General features: G+C 61.3%; 11 protein-coding genes. 3 read left to right on the top strand and 8 right to left on the bottom strand.

Translation table 11 applies throughout. The annotated features are described in order from the left end of the window. Window positions 1-69: 69 nt before the first annotated feature. The 6 genes from dhbA to NA645_RS10760 all read right to left on the bottom strand — a co-directional run bounded on the left by dhbA (window position 70) and on the right by NA645_RS10760 (window position 8382). Complete coding sequence (gene dhbA, locus NA645_RS10785; RefSeq protein WP_423836576.1) at window positions 70-828, bottom strand: 2,3-dihydro-2,3-dihydroxybenzoate dehydrogenase; 759 nt, start codon at window positions 826-828, stop codon at window positions 70-72. A 10-nt stretch (window positions 829-838) separates the two neighbouring features. Continuing rightward, complete coding sequence (locus NA645_RS10780) at window positions 839-3934, bottom strand: amino acid adenylation domain-containing protein (RefSeq protein WP_256048794.1); 3096 nt, start codon at window positions 3932-3934, stop codon at window positions 839-841. Beyond that, entirely contained in the window at window positions 3931-4803 is an 873-nt protein-coding gene (locus NA645_RS10775; RefSeq protein ID WP_256048793.1) for an isochorismatase family protein, read from the bottom strand. The genes NA645_RS10780 and NA645_RS10775 overlap by 4 nt, the downstream gene beginning before the upstream one ends. An 11-nt stretch (window positions 4804-4814) precedes the next feature. Continuing rightward, window positions 4815-6440, bottom strand: coding sequence for a (2,3-dihydroxybenzoyl)adenylate synthase (locus tag NA645_RS10770; RefSeq protein ID WP_256048792.1), 1626 nt, complete (start codon window positions 6438-6440; stop codon window positions 4815-4817). Next, the gene (locus NA645_RS10765; RefSeq protein ID WP_256048791.1) at window positions 6437-7609 is read right to left on the bottom strand and encodes an isochorismate synthase; all 1173 of its coding nucleotides are present in this window, start codon (window positions 7607-7609) and stop codon (window positions 6437-6439) included. The genes NA645_RS10770 and NA645_RS10765 overlap by 4 nt, the downstream gene beginning before the upstream one ends. A 296-nt stretch (window positions 7610-7905) precedes the next feature. Next, window positions 7906-8382, bottom strand: a complete 477-nt coding sequence (locus NA645_RS10760) for a GreA/GreB family elongation factor (protein ID WP_256048790.1) — start codon at window positions 8380-8382, stop codon at window positions 7906-7908. A gap of 177 nt (window positions 8383-8559) precedes the next feature. Between NA645_RS10760 and NA645_RS10755 the strand changes: the two genes are divergently transcribed. Both NA645_RS10755 and NA645_RS10750 read left to right on the top strand, forming a co-directional pair. Beyond that, window positions 8560-9363 carry a redoxin domain-containing protein gene (locus NA645_RS10755; RefSeq protein ID WP_256048789.1) on the top strand — a complete coding sequence of 268 codons (804 nt, stop codon included), beginning with the start codon at window positions 8560-8562 and terminating at the stop codon, window positions 9361-9363. 111 nt (window positions 9364-9474) lie between these two features. Further along, on the top strand, window positions 9475-9915 hold the full coding sequence (locus tag NA645_RS10750) for an HU family DNA-binding protein (protein WP_231752173.1): 441 nt from the start codon (window positions 9475-9477) through the stop codon (window positions 9913-9915). A 186-nt stretch (window positions 9916-10101) separates the two neighbouring features. Here the strand turns inward: NA645_RS10750 and NA645_RS10745 are convergent, their stop codons facing one another. Then, window positions 10102-10866: an SDR family NAD(P)-dependent oxidoreductase gene (locus NA645_RS10745; protein ID WP_256048788.1), complete on the bottom strand. Its 765-nt coding sequence runs from the start codon at window positions 10864-10866 to the stop codon at window positions 10102-10104. A 111-nt stretch (window positions 10867-10977) separates the two neighbouring features. Here NA645_RS10745 and NA645_RS10740 point away from each other — a divergent pair, with 111 nt between their 5' ends. Next, window positions 10978-12282: a hypothetical protein gene (locus NA645_RS10740; protein WP_256048787.1), complete on the top strand. Its 1305-nt coding sequence runs from the start codon at window positions 10978-10980 to the stop codon at window positions 12280-12282. A 643-nt stretch (window positions 12283-12925) separates the two neighbouring features. Here NA645_RS10740 and NA645_RS10735 read toward each other — a convergent pair. Next, window positions 12926-15811, bottom strand: coding sequence for a LysM peptidoglycan-binding domain-containing protein (locus NA645_RS10735; protein ID WP_256048786.1), 2886 nt, complete (start codon window positions 15809-15811; stop codon window positions 12926-12928). Window positions 15812-15877 lie beyond the last annotated feature (66 nt).

Raw genomic sequence — 15877 nt, 5'->3', positions numbered from 1 at the left:
CGTAAACTGCGCGCCCTCGCCTGTTTTCGCCTTGCAGGCCTCTAGCTCGCGAGACGTTGAACAAGTTTTTCAAGCCGCCAGGGTGGCGCCGCCATCGACGACGATGTCCTGCAGGGTGATGTGGCTGGCCAGCTCCGATGCGAGGAACAGCACCGTACTGGCCACTTCCTCGGGCGCGGCGATCTTCCGCAACGGGATGCCCAGCTTGTACTGCTCCGGAAAGCCGGCAATGGTGCGCTCGCGGGCATCCTCGCTGTGCCACATGCCGCGCTGCATGGCCGTATCGGTGGAGCCTGGCGACACCAGATTGCAGCGCACGCCATGCTCGGCTAGCTCCAGGCCGGCAGTACGGATCAAGCTGGACAGCGCAGCCTTGGAGGCGCTGTACGCAGCCATCTGCATGCGCGGGACGTGAGTCGCGTTACTGCTCACGGCAACCACCGCCCCGCCGCCTTGTGCCTTGAAGCGTGGGATCAGCTCGCGCAGCAGATAAAAGGGACCGGAAACGTTTACCTGCATCGACGCATCCCAGTCGGCCGAGGTCAGTTCCTCAATGGGCGCGAGCCGCAAGATACCGGCGACGCTGGCGAACACATCGACTGTCTGCTGCGTGCCGAGCAGTTCGCTACAAGCTTGCTGCACGGCGTGAACATCGCCGACGTCGAGTACATAAGGCATGAAGCCGTAATCGCGCTCCGCAAAGGCGCGATCGAAGCCTGTGACCTGCGCGCCCAGCCGAGCAAAGCCCTCGGCGACAGCGCGGCCAATGCCCTGCCCGGCGCCAGTAACCCAGACGCTTTTGCCAGTGAAATCCATCTGATCGTTCATCTGCTGCCCCTTACCAAACCATTTCCACCTGCTCTTCCCGTTGCCGTACGCGGCTGTCGAGGAAACTGCAGAAGTCCGCCAGTTGCGGGTGATCGAAGACATCCGAAACCTTCACGGCAGCGCCGAATTCGGCACCCAGACGGTTGACGATCTGGATGGTCTGGAGCGATTGGCCGCCGAGTTCGAAGAAGTTGTCTTCGGGCTGGATGCCGCTGACGCCGAGGATCTGCTGCCAGATGGCACTGACCCGGCACTGGGTCTCGTCGCTCAAGGCGCGTTCCGGGGCGCCACCCAGGTACTCCAGGTGCAGGCGCTTGCGGTCGAGCTTGTTGCTGCCGGTACGCGGCAAGGCGGAAAAGTGGCGGTAGTCCGTGGGTATCATTGCGGCGGGCAACACTTCGCTCAGCTCACGCTTGATGCCGCGAACGTCGCCACGCGGGCCGGCGACGAAGGCCACCAACCGGCGCACTCCAGCGCCCAGCTCCAAGCCCAGCACACAGGCCTCGTCGATGCCATCGAGCGCCAGCAGCCGGGCCTCGACCTCGCCCGGTTGTATGCGGTAGCCGCTGATCTTGAATTCGTTGTCCAGCCGGCCGAGGTACACCAGCTCACCGTCTACCAGCCGCACCCGGTCACCGGTGCGGTAGATCCGCGCCGTCTCGTCGCCGATGCGCAAATGGGCAAACGCCGGCGACTCGCTGTTGAGGTAACCGTTGGCCAGCTGCGCGCCGAACAGCACCAGCTCGCCTTCCAGGGCGGGGCGATTGCCGCGATCGAGAATCAGCGCCTCGACGCCAGCCAGCGGCCGACCGATCGGTAACTGTTCACGGTTGGGGTCGATTCGCTGCAGATCGCAGGTGGTGGCGACCACGGTGGTTTCGGTCGGACCGTAGGTATTGATCAGGCGCACGTCCGGCCGGTTCATGCGTTGCCAGGCGGTTAGCTGCTCCGGATAAACCGCTTCGCCACCGATGATCACGGTCTTGAGCTGCGCAGCAATCCGCGCCTGATCACTGCGCAGCGCGACGACCCATTCGTTCCAGAAGGCCGTCGGCAAATCGACGACGGTGATCGCCTGCGCCTCCAGCGCGTCCACGAAAGCAGTCATCGATTGCAGCATCGCGTCGGTGCGCAACACCAGTGTCGCACCGGCCGACAGGCTGACGAAGACCTCCTCGATGCTGGCATCGAAGTTGAACGGCGCGAACTGCAACACCCGGTCAGCTGCTGTGATCCCGTAGCGCTGCTGCGCCGCCACGGCGAAGTGCGCCAGTGCCCGATGACTGACTTCCACACCTTTCGGCGTGCCGGTGGAGCCGGAAGTGAACATCAGGTAGCCGGTTGCATCACCTTCGCGGGGGCGGTACTCGCGCTTGGCCGAGGTCAGCAGGCCGATCAACTGGATCGGGCCGCAATGGATATCGGAAAGTCGATGACGGTAGGCCGCCTCGGTAATCACCAACGCAAGGTTGGCGCTCGCGCAGATCAGCCGTTGGCGATCCGCCGGTTGCTCCGGATCGAGCGGCACGTATACCGCTCCAGCCAGCAGCACGCCGAGCTGCGCCAGAATCGCTTGCGGCGACCGGCTCAGCATGACCCCGATCCGCTCGCCCGGCTGAATGCCCAGCTCCACCAATGCTGCAGCAACCAGTTCGGCACGCGCTTGCAGCTCGCCGTAGCTCAGCGCCTGTTCGTGCTGGATCAGCGCGATACGTTCCGGCTGGGCGTGCGCTTGCTGGCGTATCGCATCCAGCACACTGCCCGGCTGCCCAAGGTTGCCAACAGCCGGCGCGCTCAGCCGCTGCCAGGCGCGCCGCACGGCATAGAGTTCGTCGAGCAACACGTCGCGCGGCTGCTGCGGCGCGGCCAGCCAGCATTCGAGCAGGCCGAACAGTTCTTCTTGCAGGCCACACACCTGCTCCAGGCTGTAGCAGGCCGGGTTGGCGTCGTAATCGAGCACCGGCATGCCGTCTGCGCCGATTTGCACTTCCAGGGTGAGGTCTTCGACCGGACCGGCGCTGAGGTTCAACGTGCGGGCCGGGCAAGCGCCGTACGCCAGCGGCCGGTCGAACGGCATGATGTTGATCAGCGGGCCGAACAACCGTTGCTCACCACCGACACGGCCGAGGTCGCGCCGCAACGATTCGTAGCGGTAATGCTGATGCTTGCGGCTGCTGCGGCGCAGCTTGCCGATGGCTTTGGCGCAGCTGATGAGATCGGCATCGTCGGGCAAATCCAGGCACAACGGGGCGATATTCATCTGCATGCAGGGCACATTGAATGCCGCCGAGCCGATGCGGTTCATCACCATCAACCCGAGCACTTGCGCCCGGCTGCCGCTAACCTGCCTCAGCTGGGCCGAGACGCCGGCCAATAGCAAATCCGGCCAGCCGATGCCGTGGGCGTCGCCGACCTCGTTCAAGGCCTGCCACAGCGGCGCAGGAAACGCCGCGCCGTGACGAATGAAGGTGGCGGAAATGGGCGCGCTGCGCTCACTGAAACTCACAGGCTCCAGCATGCGTGACAATGTTTCCAGCCAGTATCCGCGCGCGGCGGCGGTGCGGCCCTGGGCGTCCCGTTCGGCGTCTTCCCGCAGCACCTCGTCGTAACGACCGAACCCGCTGGCAGGCGCGGTTTCAGCTTTCAGCGCGGCGCCGTAGAGTTCGGCGATTCGCTGGTACAACAGGTTGGTGCCATAACCGTCGAGGGCGATGTGGTGCACGCAGCTATAAAGGAAATCCCCGTCATCGGCGTGTAGCAGTACGAAGCGACACGGCAGTTCGCATTCGAGATCCATTGCAACGCGGATATCGCGCATGGCCCAATCGCGCACCCAGCGTTCGGCCTCCTCGCCCGCCGGCACCTGGACTCGCTGCACCTCGACCGGTAATTCGCACGCTTTGAAAAACACCGTTTCTTCATCGGCAACGAACAGACCGGACAGCGCCTCGCATTCGCGCACCGCCTGCTGCACCGCTGTGGTCAATGCCGCTGTATCGATCTTGCCGGCGAAGGCGATGCATTCGGCGGTGTTGAACATGGCACGGTCTTCGTTGAGCAGATAGGCGTACCAGAGCCCCTGCTGAGCGATACCCAGCGGTCTCATAGCGCACCCCCGTGTTCACGAATGAGCGTCCACCAGCAGTTGAGCGTCGGCGTTTTCGCCAGGTCGGTGAAGCTGAGTTCGAGGCCCTGCTCGCGCCATTCGCTGAGCAGCGACATGATCTGGATCGAATCCAGGCCGTAGTCGAGCAGGTTCTCATCGGGATCGAACGGCTCGTCCATCTCGTCGAGCATCGCCAGCAACCGCGCCTCGAGTGCTTCACGGGTCGGCAGCGATACCTGTGGCTGGCCGAGGTCGAGCACGTCACGGCAGCGGATCACCCGCCCGCAGCGCGTGGCCACGTAGTTCAGCGCCATTTGATGTTCGGCCTGGCTGAAATCAGCGATGCCGTCCGCCAGCAGGAACGGCTGAATGTCCCGCATGAAGGCATCGCAGGCCGTCATCAGGCAGCCGATATGCCCGTAGATACCGCCGATGATCAGCTGATTGCGGCCGAGTTCGGCCATCATGTGTTCCAACGGCGAACGCTGAAAAGCGCTGTAGCGCCACTTGGTCAGCACGGTGTCGGCGGCCGCCGGCGACAGCCCGGCAACGATGGCCTGACGCTCGGGATGCTGGGTGATGCCAGGCCCCCACATGTCGGTGAGCAGTGCCCGATCCGCATCGGCCTGCTCGACCGGCTGCGCGGTGTAGACGACCGGAATGCCCAAGGTTTTGCAGCACTCGCGTACCTGCGCCAGGCGTGCAACCAGCGCGGCGATGAAGGCGCTGTCTTCACCCCAGAAGTCGCAGAAATAGCCCTGCATGTCATGGATCAGCAGTACCGCGCGATCAGGATCGACCGACCACTGGACTTTGTTCGCGGCCCAGTCGCTGGGCAGGCTGTAGGGCGTCAGGGTGGGAATAGCCATGAAACGGGTCCTTATTCGGTAACGGTCAGTTGTTCAGCGATGCGGCGACGCAGGCGGTTCTTGTCCACCTTGCCTACGGCCGTCATGGGAATTACGTCGAGGTGCTCGAATCGGTCCGGCAGCTTGTAATCGGCCAGACCGAGGCTGCGCAGAAACTTGCGCAGCGCGATGCTTTTGAGCGTGGGGTCTGCGCTGACGATAAAGGCGCAACTCTTCTCGCCCATGGCCGCGTCCGGCATCGACACCAGCGCTGCCTGAGTGACGGCGGGATGCGCCATCAGCAGGTTTTCCACTTCCTCGGCAGCGATCTTTTCGCCGCCGCGGTTGATCTGATCCTTGATCCGCCCGACGACGACCAGGTAACCATCCTCGCGCTGACGGACCAGATCGCCGGAGCGGTAGAAGCCCTCGGCATCGAAGGCGCTGGCGTTGTATGCCGGGCTCTGGAAATAGCCGCGGATGGTGTAGGGCCCGCGGGTCATCAGGGCACCTACCTCGCCGGTCGGCACCGGATTGCCGTCGCGGTCGACGACTTTTACCTCGTCGTCCGGGCTCATCGGCTGCCCCTGGGTCAGGTAGACACGTTCGTCGTTGTCGTCCAGCCGGGTGTAGTTGACCAGCCCTTCGGCCATGCCGAAGACCTGCTGCAAGCGACAACCGAGATCCTGCGGCACGCGGCGAGCGAGCGACTCCGGCAGCTTGGCGCCACCGACCTGCAACAATTCCAGCGAAGCGAGTTCGTCCCGATGTGCCGGCGCGGCTTGCAACCACAGCGACAGGGCCGACGGCACCAGGGCAGTGACGTTGACCTGTTGCTGCGCGATCAGCGGAAAGCAGCTGGCCGGGCTGGGGTCCGCGCTGAGCACCACCCGTCCACCAGCGAGGAATACACCCAGCGCGCCGGGCGAGCTCAGCGGGAAGTTGTGCGCCGCAGGCAGCGCGCAGAGGTAGCGGGTATTGCGGTCGAACTCACAGAGTTCATTGCTGCGACGGACGCTATAGAGGTAGTCGTCATGGGTGCGCGGGATCAGTTTCGGTGTGCCGGTGCTGCCGCCTGATAGCTGGAAAAAAGCCACTTCGCTGGCCGGTGTCGGAGTGAATGGGCGCTGTGTCGCTGCCGGTTCGAGCCAACTCTGCAGACGCAGTTCGGGCTGGGGGTCGTCGTGCAGCAGGACGGTGTCGAGCTCAGGGATCAGCTCGGCCAGCTCATCGAGAAACGCATCGCCGGTAAACAGCGCATGCTCGCGACTGGCAACCAGCAGGCGCGGACGAATCTGCGCGGCATAGGCGACCAGTTCCAGACGGTTGTGGCTGAACAATGCATTGACCGGAGCGATGCCCGCCTTCATCAACGCGAAGAACACGATGTACAGCTCGGCGTGGTTACCAAGCTGTACCAGCGCGCAGTCGCCATGCCCCAAACCACGGTTGGCCAGGCGCTGGGCTAGGTGAGTCGACATCTCGTCCAGCTCGGCGTAACTAAACGCTCGACTACCGGATACCACCGCAATGGCGTTCGGCTGAAGGCTGGCCTGATCGGTGAGCATCTGGCTCAGCGGCTCGCCCCGCCAATATCCGGCGCGGCGATAACGCTCTGCGAAAGCTTCAGGCCAGCGGGTGAACGGAACCAGGTTCATACCGCCTCCTGATCAAGTCCGAACGCGGCGAGCATGGTGCCGAGCTTGGTTCCCGTCTCACGCCACTCGGATTCAGGGCACGACGCCGAGACCAGCCCCGCACCAGCGAACAACCGGACCTTGTGTTCATCGATCACGCCACAGCGGATCACCACGGCCCATTCGCCGTTACCAACGGAATCGCACCAACCGACGATGCCGCCGAACACGCCGCGGTCGAACGGCTCCAGTTCGGCAATCAACTGTTTGGCCGCCGCCGTGGGAAAACCGCAAAGTGCCGGCGTTGGGTGCAGCTGGCACGCCAGGCTCAGCGCCGATATTGGCGCGGCCAGCTCGCCCTCGATCCGCGTCGACAGGTGCCATAGCTTGGCGGTGCTCATCAACGAAGGCGCCGCTGGAATCTGCAGGTCGCGGCATAGCGGACGCAGCTGGCGCGCCATGTCTCGAATCACCAGGCGATGCTCGTGCTGATCCTTGCCCGAATCGAGCAGGCTTCGCGCTGACTGTTCGTCCGCTGCAGAATCGGCGTAGCGCCTGGCGGAACCGGCCAATGGGTTGGTCTCCAGGCGCTGACCGGTTTTGCGCAGCAGCAGCTCGGGGCTGGCGCCGATCAGAACGCCGCCATCCGGTAGATCGGTGAAGAAATGGAAGGCTTCCGGATTCTGCTGGCGCAGCCCCTGAAAGATGGTCGCAGCACAGGGTGGTACGTCGAACTCGAGCTGCAGCAGGCGTGACAGCACCGCCTTGTCCAACCGACCGTTGCGCAGCGCTGCCAATGCGCGGGTAACGGCTTGTTGGAAACCTGCATGATCGGGCTGCTCGGTGCATTGGCGCGCCGCGCCGCAGGCGAATCCGCAAATCGCGGTCGGAGGAGATGCGGGAGCCAGATGGGAAACGTGTCGTGGAATGAACAGACTGGAGGGCTGCTGCTTGTCGAAGGGAATCACGCCAACCAGCACAGGATTATTCAAACCGGCTGCCTGCGCCTCGGCGAAGGCTTGCTGAACGTCATGCTCCAGGCCCTGCCCCGCGCCCTCGGCCGGCGTGTCTATCGCCTTGAAACAACCGCTGGCTTCGATGCCCCCTGCTGGTGAATAAAATCGATACGACGGCGGGAATTTATATCCCACGCCTGGTCCGTCGTAGGCGACGCGAGTCAATGCGTTCACCACCACCTCCACATAACAATAATGGGATTGATTATCATTTGCCGGCGGCAACGATAGTCAGCGGTGACAGATGCGTCAAATTATTTCTGTTCGTGGGCGCAGAGACGGTTTACTGACGGCTAGGTCGAAGGCGGTTGCGGTTGGTTTTTAGAACGGGTGGAGTGAGGGGCATCAATCACCGGCTATACGGCCATGACGTGGCGACCATAAGTATGGAATAAATTACTTTAACTAGTGCAGTTAACGGTTTGATCTATCTATAAAAGCCAGCTATCAACGAGACAGACGATGGTCCGCTAACGAACCTCGACGATTTCGTATTGCTGGCGGCGCCCATCCACGAGCACTTCAACCTCATCACCATCGCAGCGCCCAAGCAACGCTTGGCCCAGCGGCGATCGCGGTGAAATGACCAGCACTGCTGTTTCCGCGACGTCCACTCGCAACCCAGCGGCATCCGGGCCGAGGAAGACCCAGCGCCCGACACCGGCCTGCTCCAGCGAAACCAGCGCGCCGAGCGTGATCCGCTCGTCGACCTGCGAGCGCACCGGCAAATTGCGATAACGGGTCAGCGCTATCTCGATCTCATGCACACGGCGACGCTGTCCGTCAGCAAGATAGGCAGCCTCGAGTCCGCGAGTGTCGTATTTGTTTTCCGCCTTGCTCTCGGCATGCGTCGCCGCCTCGTGGGAAGCCTTCAGCGCGTCCTTGGCAATAGTCAGATCGGCTTGCAGCTTTTCGATGATAAGTGCTTGGAGATCGGTCTTGTTCATGCAGGCTCGGGACGATAGTGCCGGGCCTCTAGCATGGCATCGCTACGACCACAGAGCCACGCCGACTGAAAACGTCTTTCTGCAACATCCGGCGACTGTCGAACACAGAGCCGCCTGACATGACAGGTAAAGTGCGACCCCTATTCGAAATCAATCAACGCAAAGGAACGAGACAAAATGCTCACGCTGAGCCTAGGCCCGCTGACGATCGGCATACCCCATCTGATATTGGTCGGCTGTTTGTTACTGGCGACGCTGACCGGCTGGTGGGCGGGCCGACCGTACGGACGGAACCCCGAGCAACAGATATTTCGGCTTATGCTGCTGGCTGTGCTGGTCGCGCGCCTGTCCTTCGTAGCGGTCTACATCGACGATTTTGCAGGCGCCTGGTGGCGAGTATTGGATATCCGCGACGGCGGCTTCATTGCCTGGCCGGGTATCGGAGCCGCATTGCTGGCCGGTGGCTGGCTGATATGGCGTGACCGAGAACTGCGCAAACCACTGGGCCTCGCCTTGATGGTGGGACTCGCCAGCTGGACCTTCGCCAGCTTTGGCTGGCACGCCTTGGAACGAGGGACGCGTCTGCCTGAGATAGCCCTGCGCGACATAGACGGCAGGTCGGTCAGCTTGGCCGACTACGGCGGCAAGCCGATGGTCATCAACCTTTGGGCCACTTGGTGTCCGCCGTGCCGCCGTGAAATGCCGGTACTCGCCGAGGCGCAAGCGAACAACCAGGAGCTGGTCTTCCTTTTCGTCAACCAGGGCGAAGGTGAAGGCGAAATCAGGCAATTTCTACAGAGTCACAACCTTGGATTACGCAATATGCTGGTCGACAGCGATGGTCGCCTTGGACAGCACGTCGGCTCGCGAGCATTGCCGACCACGCTGTTCTACGACGCAGACGGTCGGCAAGCCGGCAGCCATCTCGGCGAGCTGTCACGCGCCAGCTTGGCAAGAGCAATGAAAGCACTGCGGCAATAGCTCTCGATACCGCCACCACATTTACCTAAACGCGATGGTGGGACGCCTATCCAGTCACACTTCTGCAACAGCCCAGGTCATCGGCGCTGCCGATGACCGGACTGCAGATGAATGAACCGAAGCCGAAAAGCCGCTGTCCAGACAGAAGCGTTCGAATCAGCCGCAGCATGCGGATTTGTCGGCCCGCGCGGGATATTTTTAAAAAAGAGGAAATTTGCCGCAGGCGACAGAGCGAGACGCTGCTTATACTGTCCCCCCATCCAATCTGGAGCCACACCCGTGAATAAAGCCGAGTTGATTGAAGCGATCGCAGCCTCCGCCGATGTCCCTAAGAGCACCGCCACTCGCGTACTGGACGCCTTCACCGAAAGCGTGACCAATACCCTGCAGAACGGCGACAGCGTGACGCTGGTTGGCTTCGGTACCTTTGCTGTCAAGGAGCGCGCCGCCCGTGACGGCCGCAATCCGCAGACCGGCGCAACGATCAAGATCTCCGCAGCCAAGCTGCCAGGCTTCAAGCCAGGCAAGTCGCTGAAGGATGCGGTGAACTAATCCATCCGTATCTCGGATACCGGGTCGCTGACGTCCTTACGGACGCAGCGCCTGTCCTGGCGCTAACCGCCTCGGTCGCGCACCCCGCTCCACTCCCCGCTACATGTGCTTTACCGGAATGAAGCGTCGGCTTTGTCAGCCGCTTAGGCTCGACCCGGCTACGCCAACTCTATTCGTCGCTGCGACTCACTTGTCGCGGTCGATCGCAAAGCCCGCCCAGGCCTGCCGCGACGGCATGATCTCCAGCCTGTTAATGTTGATATGTGCCGGTAGCGTGGCAACATAGAAGATCTGCTCGGCGATGTCTTCAGCGGATAACGGCGTGGTGGTGCTGTAAAGCGCGTCGGACGCCGCCTGATTGCCCTTGGTCCGCACCAGCGTGAATTCGGTTTCGGCCATGCCAGGCGCGATGTCGGTGACCCGCACGCCCGTGGCGATCAGGTCACAGCGCAGGTTGTAGCTGAACTGCTGAACGAACGCCTTGCTGGCCCCGTAGACATGACTCCCCGGATAGGGCCATTGGCCTGCTACCGAGCCTATATTGACGATGCTGGCGCCCTTGCCTGTCTCGATCAACGTTGGCAGCAATGCATGGGTTACGTTGACGAGGCCGGTGATGTTCGTGTCGATCATGGTATGCCAGTCGTTCAGATCGGTTTTTTGCGACGGCTCCGGAGCCAGTGCCAGCCCCGCGTTATTGACCAGGCAAGTCACGGCACGAAAGGCTTCGGGCAGTTTAGCGACGACGTCCTCGACCGCCTCGCTCTTGCGCACATCAAGCGTTGCAACATGCACCGGAACCTTGCTCGCTAGCTCTTCCTTCAGCGCTTCCAGTCGCTCCGAGCGTCGGCCAGTCAGTACCAGCGCCCAGCCTGCTTCAGCAAAACGGCGGGCCGTGGCTCGACCAAAACCTGAGGTGGCACCGGTGATGAATACGACCTTGCTGTTCATGCTTTTCCTCTTTTTTCGATTGGCGCGCTCGTAGAAGCGCACGGTGGTATCGATGGCTATGGTCCGTGCATAGGCGGAAAAGTTCGAGCGGTTTCTCCGCTTCATTGCCTAATGACTGAAGGACTAGTTTCTTTATTCCAACAAAATACAAAGCACAACGATGGCCTTTTTGCCGGTCGAGCACGATTTCTCGACCTTTCAGCCCGGTTCGTTTTGGGATTAATTCGCCGTTCAGCCTGTATAGACCTTGAGACTTATTCCCAGCCGGGAACACGCCAGTTAAAAGCCGGGCTCCCGCCCATTCAAAAGGAATCTGAAATGCTTAAAACAAAAACACTACTAGCAGGCGCTATCTCGTTACTGATTGCGAATCAGGCTGCGGCCCTCAACGAGGCACAACAAGACCAGACCGGCACCGACAATTATGCCGATGTGGTACAGCAGACCGGCACAGATAACTACAGCAGCCAGATCCAAGATGGCGATGCCAATGTTGCCTACACATTACAGAACGGATCGGAATTGACGGCCTCCAGCGAGCAGCGCGGCGCGGGCAATATCTCGACGATCGAGCAGGACGGGTTAGGCAGCCAGGCAAACGTCTCACAGGGCGGCAGCTACAACCTCGCCACCGTTTACCAGGAGGCTTACGGGGAAGTGGGCCATACGGCGACCATTTCGCAAATCGGTCGCCAGAATCTCGCTTATGTCGAACAGGTCGACGGTGCCGTCAGCGTCGCTGACATTTACCAGAACGGCGAAGGCAACTCTGTCGATGTGACGCAGCAAATGACCGCCAACCATCTCAGCGCGGAGCAGACCGGCAACGGAAATACCGCTCTGGTCGAGCAGTTCGGAAATACCTCTGCCTATATAAGCCAGACCGGGAATGCCAATGCCATCGACTTCCGCCAGGACGGCGCATTTTCAGGAGCCTTTGCCTCGATCAGTCAAGACGGTACCGGTAACGAGGTCAACCTCTCACAGCAAGCCAGTCGATACAGCGCAGGCGACGTGCGCCTGGTACAGATCGGCGCGGACAATACCGCCGACGTATCGGAAAGCAGCGGCTTCGGCAGCTTCAGCTTCACCCAGGACGGAACGGGAAATGAGCTGACCGCCCAGCACGGCGGCCGCTCGACGACGGTAGAAGGCACCTCCACCGGCGACTTCAACCGGGTAGACATTCGTCAGGACTTCGACGGCAGCAGCCTGACCATCGCCCAGAACGGTACTCGCAACGAGATCGACGTTGATCAGACGGGTTACTACGGTGTCGGCGACATCCAGCAGACAGGCACCGAGAACTTCGCTTCGCTGGTACAGATCGGAAACTCCAGCAGCGTCACTCAGGAAACGGCGCTCATCATGCAAAACGGTACGGGAAATTCGGCCTTCGTGACCCAGGGTCAGTAAGTCATTTCGGCGAGCCGATTAACAGCCTAGTGCTGCAACCAAGGCTCGTATCGGCTCGATCATAGAGCCGGCGTGCTGGACCAACGCCAGCGCGCCGTGACGACGTAAGTTTTCCCTCCGAGTTCAAGCAATAGGCCCAGCCTTAATGCAAGTGCCTGTCGAAGCTGCTAGTCGCTGGAATAGTGCTACTCGGGTGAAACAAACTCTAGGTAATACGCTGAGAAATAAGGCACTAACGCTCAACCAAATCGCGGCTTTTCCGGCCTGGGTGGTTTTTGGTCTGCCGTCACTCTTTCCATGGGAACGCATTGGGAACAAATACACGCCCTTTTACGCTACCTCAGATACGCGAAAGCCCCGGAATACGGGGCTTTCAGCGTTTTAGATGGTGCGGACGGAGAGACTCGAAACGGCCATCTATATTATTGAATTAGCAACGAAATTTTCACGCCACATCTACTCTAGGTACACACTTTCGTACATGCCAGATTACGTTGGGCTGAGCCGGTATAAGAGGGGGTACTGCACGTGCGACCAGACTTTCGTTGCGACGGCGTGACGCACACCGAGCTATTACGCTCGTGTCACTCAGCGCCAGCCGGCCGACTTGGCGCCCCGTTCGGTCTTAGCCGCAACGTGCCAATTAGCTAGGAAGTGTTTGCAGGTCTAGGATCTGCAGTACCGTGTCCAGCTGATTCATCGACAGGGGCGTTGCGTAGCCACTGTAGGTGAAGTGTGGGCGATCGGTGTTGTTGAATTCAAAGAAGTCATCGTCGTCGCTGGCGTCCGGAATTTGCTCGAGATCATTGTCGACCTCATCCAGGGACCGGTGAAGATTGTCTCGCAGCACACCAAGACGGTCCGCGGGCATCGCATTGATCCAGGAGACGAATCCCTGCTGATCAGCTGCATCATTGAGGTCGAATCCCCGGCTATTGGCGTAGCGCTCGAGCAGGGGCAACACGCTATACCCTTCCCCACTCTGATCCGAGAGTATTTGGGCAGCACTGTTGCTGAAGCCGGCCTGTGTCAGGAACGTCACCGTGGTTTCAGTCTGGTACTGGTTGGCCCGCTTGACCTGGTCGTACTTCATGTGGATTCCGGTACCCAGCAACACCACGCCGATACCGATCGGTCCCCACATACTGCCGGTGCCGACCGCCGCCATCACCCCGCCCACGCCGGTGCTGGCATACAGCGCCGCTGCCCCCGCATCCCCTTGATTACCAGCCTGCCAGGCATTGCGGAAGTCGTAGAGCGAGGTCAGCACACCGAGCACCTTCACCGGCATGCGATTGCTGCCGCCGACCAGTTTGTCGAGCGTGCCGCCCTTTTCGAACATGCCGGCACCGATCATCAACTCCGTGGTTTTCTGCGCCACGCCGGCGGTATCCAGGGAGAGTTTCAGCGCCGTCCAGACATTCGGGTCGTCCACCAGGTTCGTCTGTGAATTGAACATAACCGCCGTATTGCCGACCACACCCAACAGTCGCAGGACCTGCCCGGGCGCAGTGTCGCGGTTGAAGGCACGCACGCCGGAACGGGTCGAACTCAGCCGATTGAAATCGTCGTTCATCGTCTGCAACCGGGCACGCGCATCGACGGTGCTCTCGCCCGGCTGCGGCATTGCACGCTCGATCACCTTCATCGCCTCGTCCAGGTCGGCTTCGGTCACCCCAAGCAAACGAGCGGTCGACTTGCTGTTGAAATTGTCCAGCGCGTTCTGCGCGTACTGGTAGCTCTTCGGGTTGGCGGGATCGAGCGAGGCAAGCTCCGGTAACACGGTACGGCGGATGATTTGTGTGGCCGTTTCCTCGACGAACTTGCGCCCCCGGTCGGTCAAACGACCGTACTGGCCGAGCAGCTGCATGCTTTGCGGGTCGGACAGCAGCGACGGATCACGATCGAGTGCCATGCCTAGCGCGGTAAAGGTGTCGGGGTTATCGAAGGATGCAATCAGTTCCCTTGCGAAGGCGCGTTCTTCGGGGTTCTCGATGCGGTTCAGCCGAGCATCCAGTTCAGCGCTGCCCATGTTCTGCAGTTCGGTCGCGAATTCTTCCTCACCTTCAAATAGCTCCGGGTAGTGCGCGTCGATGGTTGCGAGGTTTTCCAGCACCTGCTCACCATCATCGGCAAGCTGATCGCGCATGTCGGTGGCCTTTTTCTGCCAGCCCTCGTTGCCCTCGACGTACTGGTCTACCGCATCGGCGAGTTGGTCATCGGTCATCACCGATCCGCCGTTTTCCTCCAGCCAAGTCAGCTCCAGCAGATGGTTCTGGTAGGCATCGACGTGCTCGCCGATGCGCTGTGTGTTCTGTGTCAAGCCGGGAAGGATGTCGCCTTCAGTGAGCGTGGTCGGGAAGTCACCCTCGTAGTGCCCGACAAGCGCGAGGGGATAGTTCAGGCTGCCACCTCCGCCGAGATGCTGACTGATGCCATGCATGTGGTAAAAGCCCATCGCGCTTAACCGCTCCAACGAACGCTGATCGGCGTGGGGGTCGAGCCGGCCGGTCAGATTGAGCAGGTGGTCCATGCCCTGAGTCCCCACACGCAGCGCGCCAAAATCGCTACTGAGCGACTCGGCGAATGCCTCCTCCAATCCGGGCAACGCCGCCTCGACCAGTTCGCTGGTGAGCGCGGGTTCCAGATCGGCGCTCATTTCATCAAGGCGACGGAACAGCTCCAAGGTCTTGAATACGTGTGGGTCCACCGCATCCTTGTGCTCTTCAGTCAGCGCGGCCAACGCCTGATCGGCAGCTCCCTCTATGATGTCCCGCGCGTCCGACGACCGCAGGAGCGCCTGCTGTACCTCGGGTGATGCTTGTTTGAAACCTGTGTTCAGGCTCTCGAGACGTTCGAGCGGATCGGTCTTCGCTTGCGCGTCGGCAACGAGCTGGCGGGTCTTCGTCTCGATGGCGCTACCGGCATGCGAGGACGCCGCAAGGGTAATGCCTTCGGCGCTAGCGGCCCGTTCTATCGCCATTTGTGCCGGTCCGGCATCGGTCCAGTTCTCATCGAACAGGCGCTGCGCGGCATCTTTGCGCTCGCCGTCAGGCAGCGCGCCGAGGTATTCACGGACGTCGGCCGCCAGCGTGTCGACCTCGGCCTGGTGGTCGATCTCGCTGGCGTCCGCGTATTCGATGGCGTTGCCGCGGGTATAGAGATCATTCAGGAACAAGGCTTCGCCGTTGGGTCGCTGAGCCAGCTCCACAGGTGATGGTGGCGGCAGGAACAGCACCTCTCCGGTTTCGATGTGATCGAGACTTTCCAGCTGCGGGTTGAGTTGTTCGACCTCCGGCAGCTCGACGTCATACGCCTCGACGATGTCATTCAAGGTATCGCCGCGCTCGACGACCACCAGTCGCTCCTGTGGTTGCTGCTGGTCCAGACGCGCATCGCCAGAAGCCCTGGCGCGATCGCCTACAGCCTCCTGCACGGCCTGGCGGAAACGCTCGCGCTCTTCCTGTGCCTGGGTCTGAAGGTTGCGCGCTAGACGGCGCGCGCCCGAATCGTCGATCAGCAGAGCCATGTAATGTTCTCCGAAGGTTCGTTGAAAGGCAGGCCCATACGGGCAGAGCAATGAACGAGCTGTCAT

It is taken from the genome of Stutzerimonas stutzeri (assembly GCF_024448955.1).
Lineage (GTDB): Bacteria > Pseudomonadota > Gammaproteobacteria > Pseudomonadales > Pseudomonadaceae > Stutzerimonas > Stutzerimonas stutzeri_AQ.
Note: the sequence above shows the minus strand (reverse complement) of the source record. Positions and strands in the feature narration are given on the sequence as shown.

What these genes read in the sequence shown, in the direction of transcription:
- dhbA (WP_423836576.1), bottom strand. Translation starts at nt 828, where the DNA reads ATGAACGATCAGATGGATTTCACTGGCAAAAGCGTCTGGGTTACTGGC.
- NA645_RS10780 (WP_256048794.1), bottom strand. Translation starts at nt 3,934, where the DNA reads ATGAGACCGCTGGGTATCGCTCAGCAGGGGCTCTGGTACGCCTATCTG.
- NA645_RS10775 (WP_256048793.1), bottom strand. Translation starts at nt 4,803, where the DNA reads ATGGCTATTCCCACCCTGACGCCCTACAGCCTGCCCAGCGACTGGGCC.
- NA645_RS10770 (WP_256048792.1), bottom strand. Translation starts at nt 6,440, where the DNA reads ATGAACCTGGTTCCGTTCACCCGCTGGCCTGAAGCTTTCGCAGAGCGT.
- NA645_RS10760 (WP_256048790.1), bottom strand. Translation starts at nt 8,382, where the DNA reads ATGAACAAGACCGATCTCCAAGCACTTATCATCGAAAAGCTGCAAGCC.
- NA645_RS10755 (WP_256048789.1), top strand. Translation starts at nt 8,560, where the DNA reads ATGCTCACGCTGAGCCTAGGCCCGCTGACGATCGGCATACCCCATCTG.
- NA645_RS10750 (WP_231752173.1), top strand. Translation starts at nt 9,475, where the DNA reads ATGAACCGAAGCCGAAAAGCCGCTGTCCAGACAGAAGCGTTCGAATCA.
- NA645_RS10745 (WP_256048788.1), bottom strand. Translation starts at nt 10,866, where the DNA reads ATGAACAGCAAGGTCGTATTCATCACCGGTGCCACCTCAGGTTTTGGT.
- NA645_RS10740 (WP_256048787.1), top strand. Translation starts at nt 10,978, where the DNA reads ATGACTGAAGGACTAGTTTCTTTATTCCAACAAAATACAAAGCACAAC.
- NA645_RS10735 (WP_256048786.1), bottom strand. Translation starts at nt 15,811, where the DNA reads ATGGCTCTGCTGATCGACGATTCGGGCGCGCGCCGTCTAGCGCGCAAC.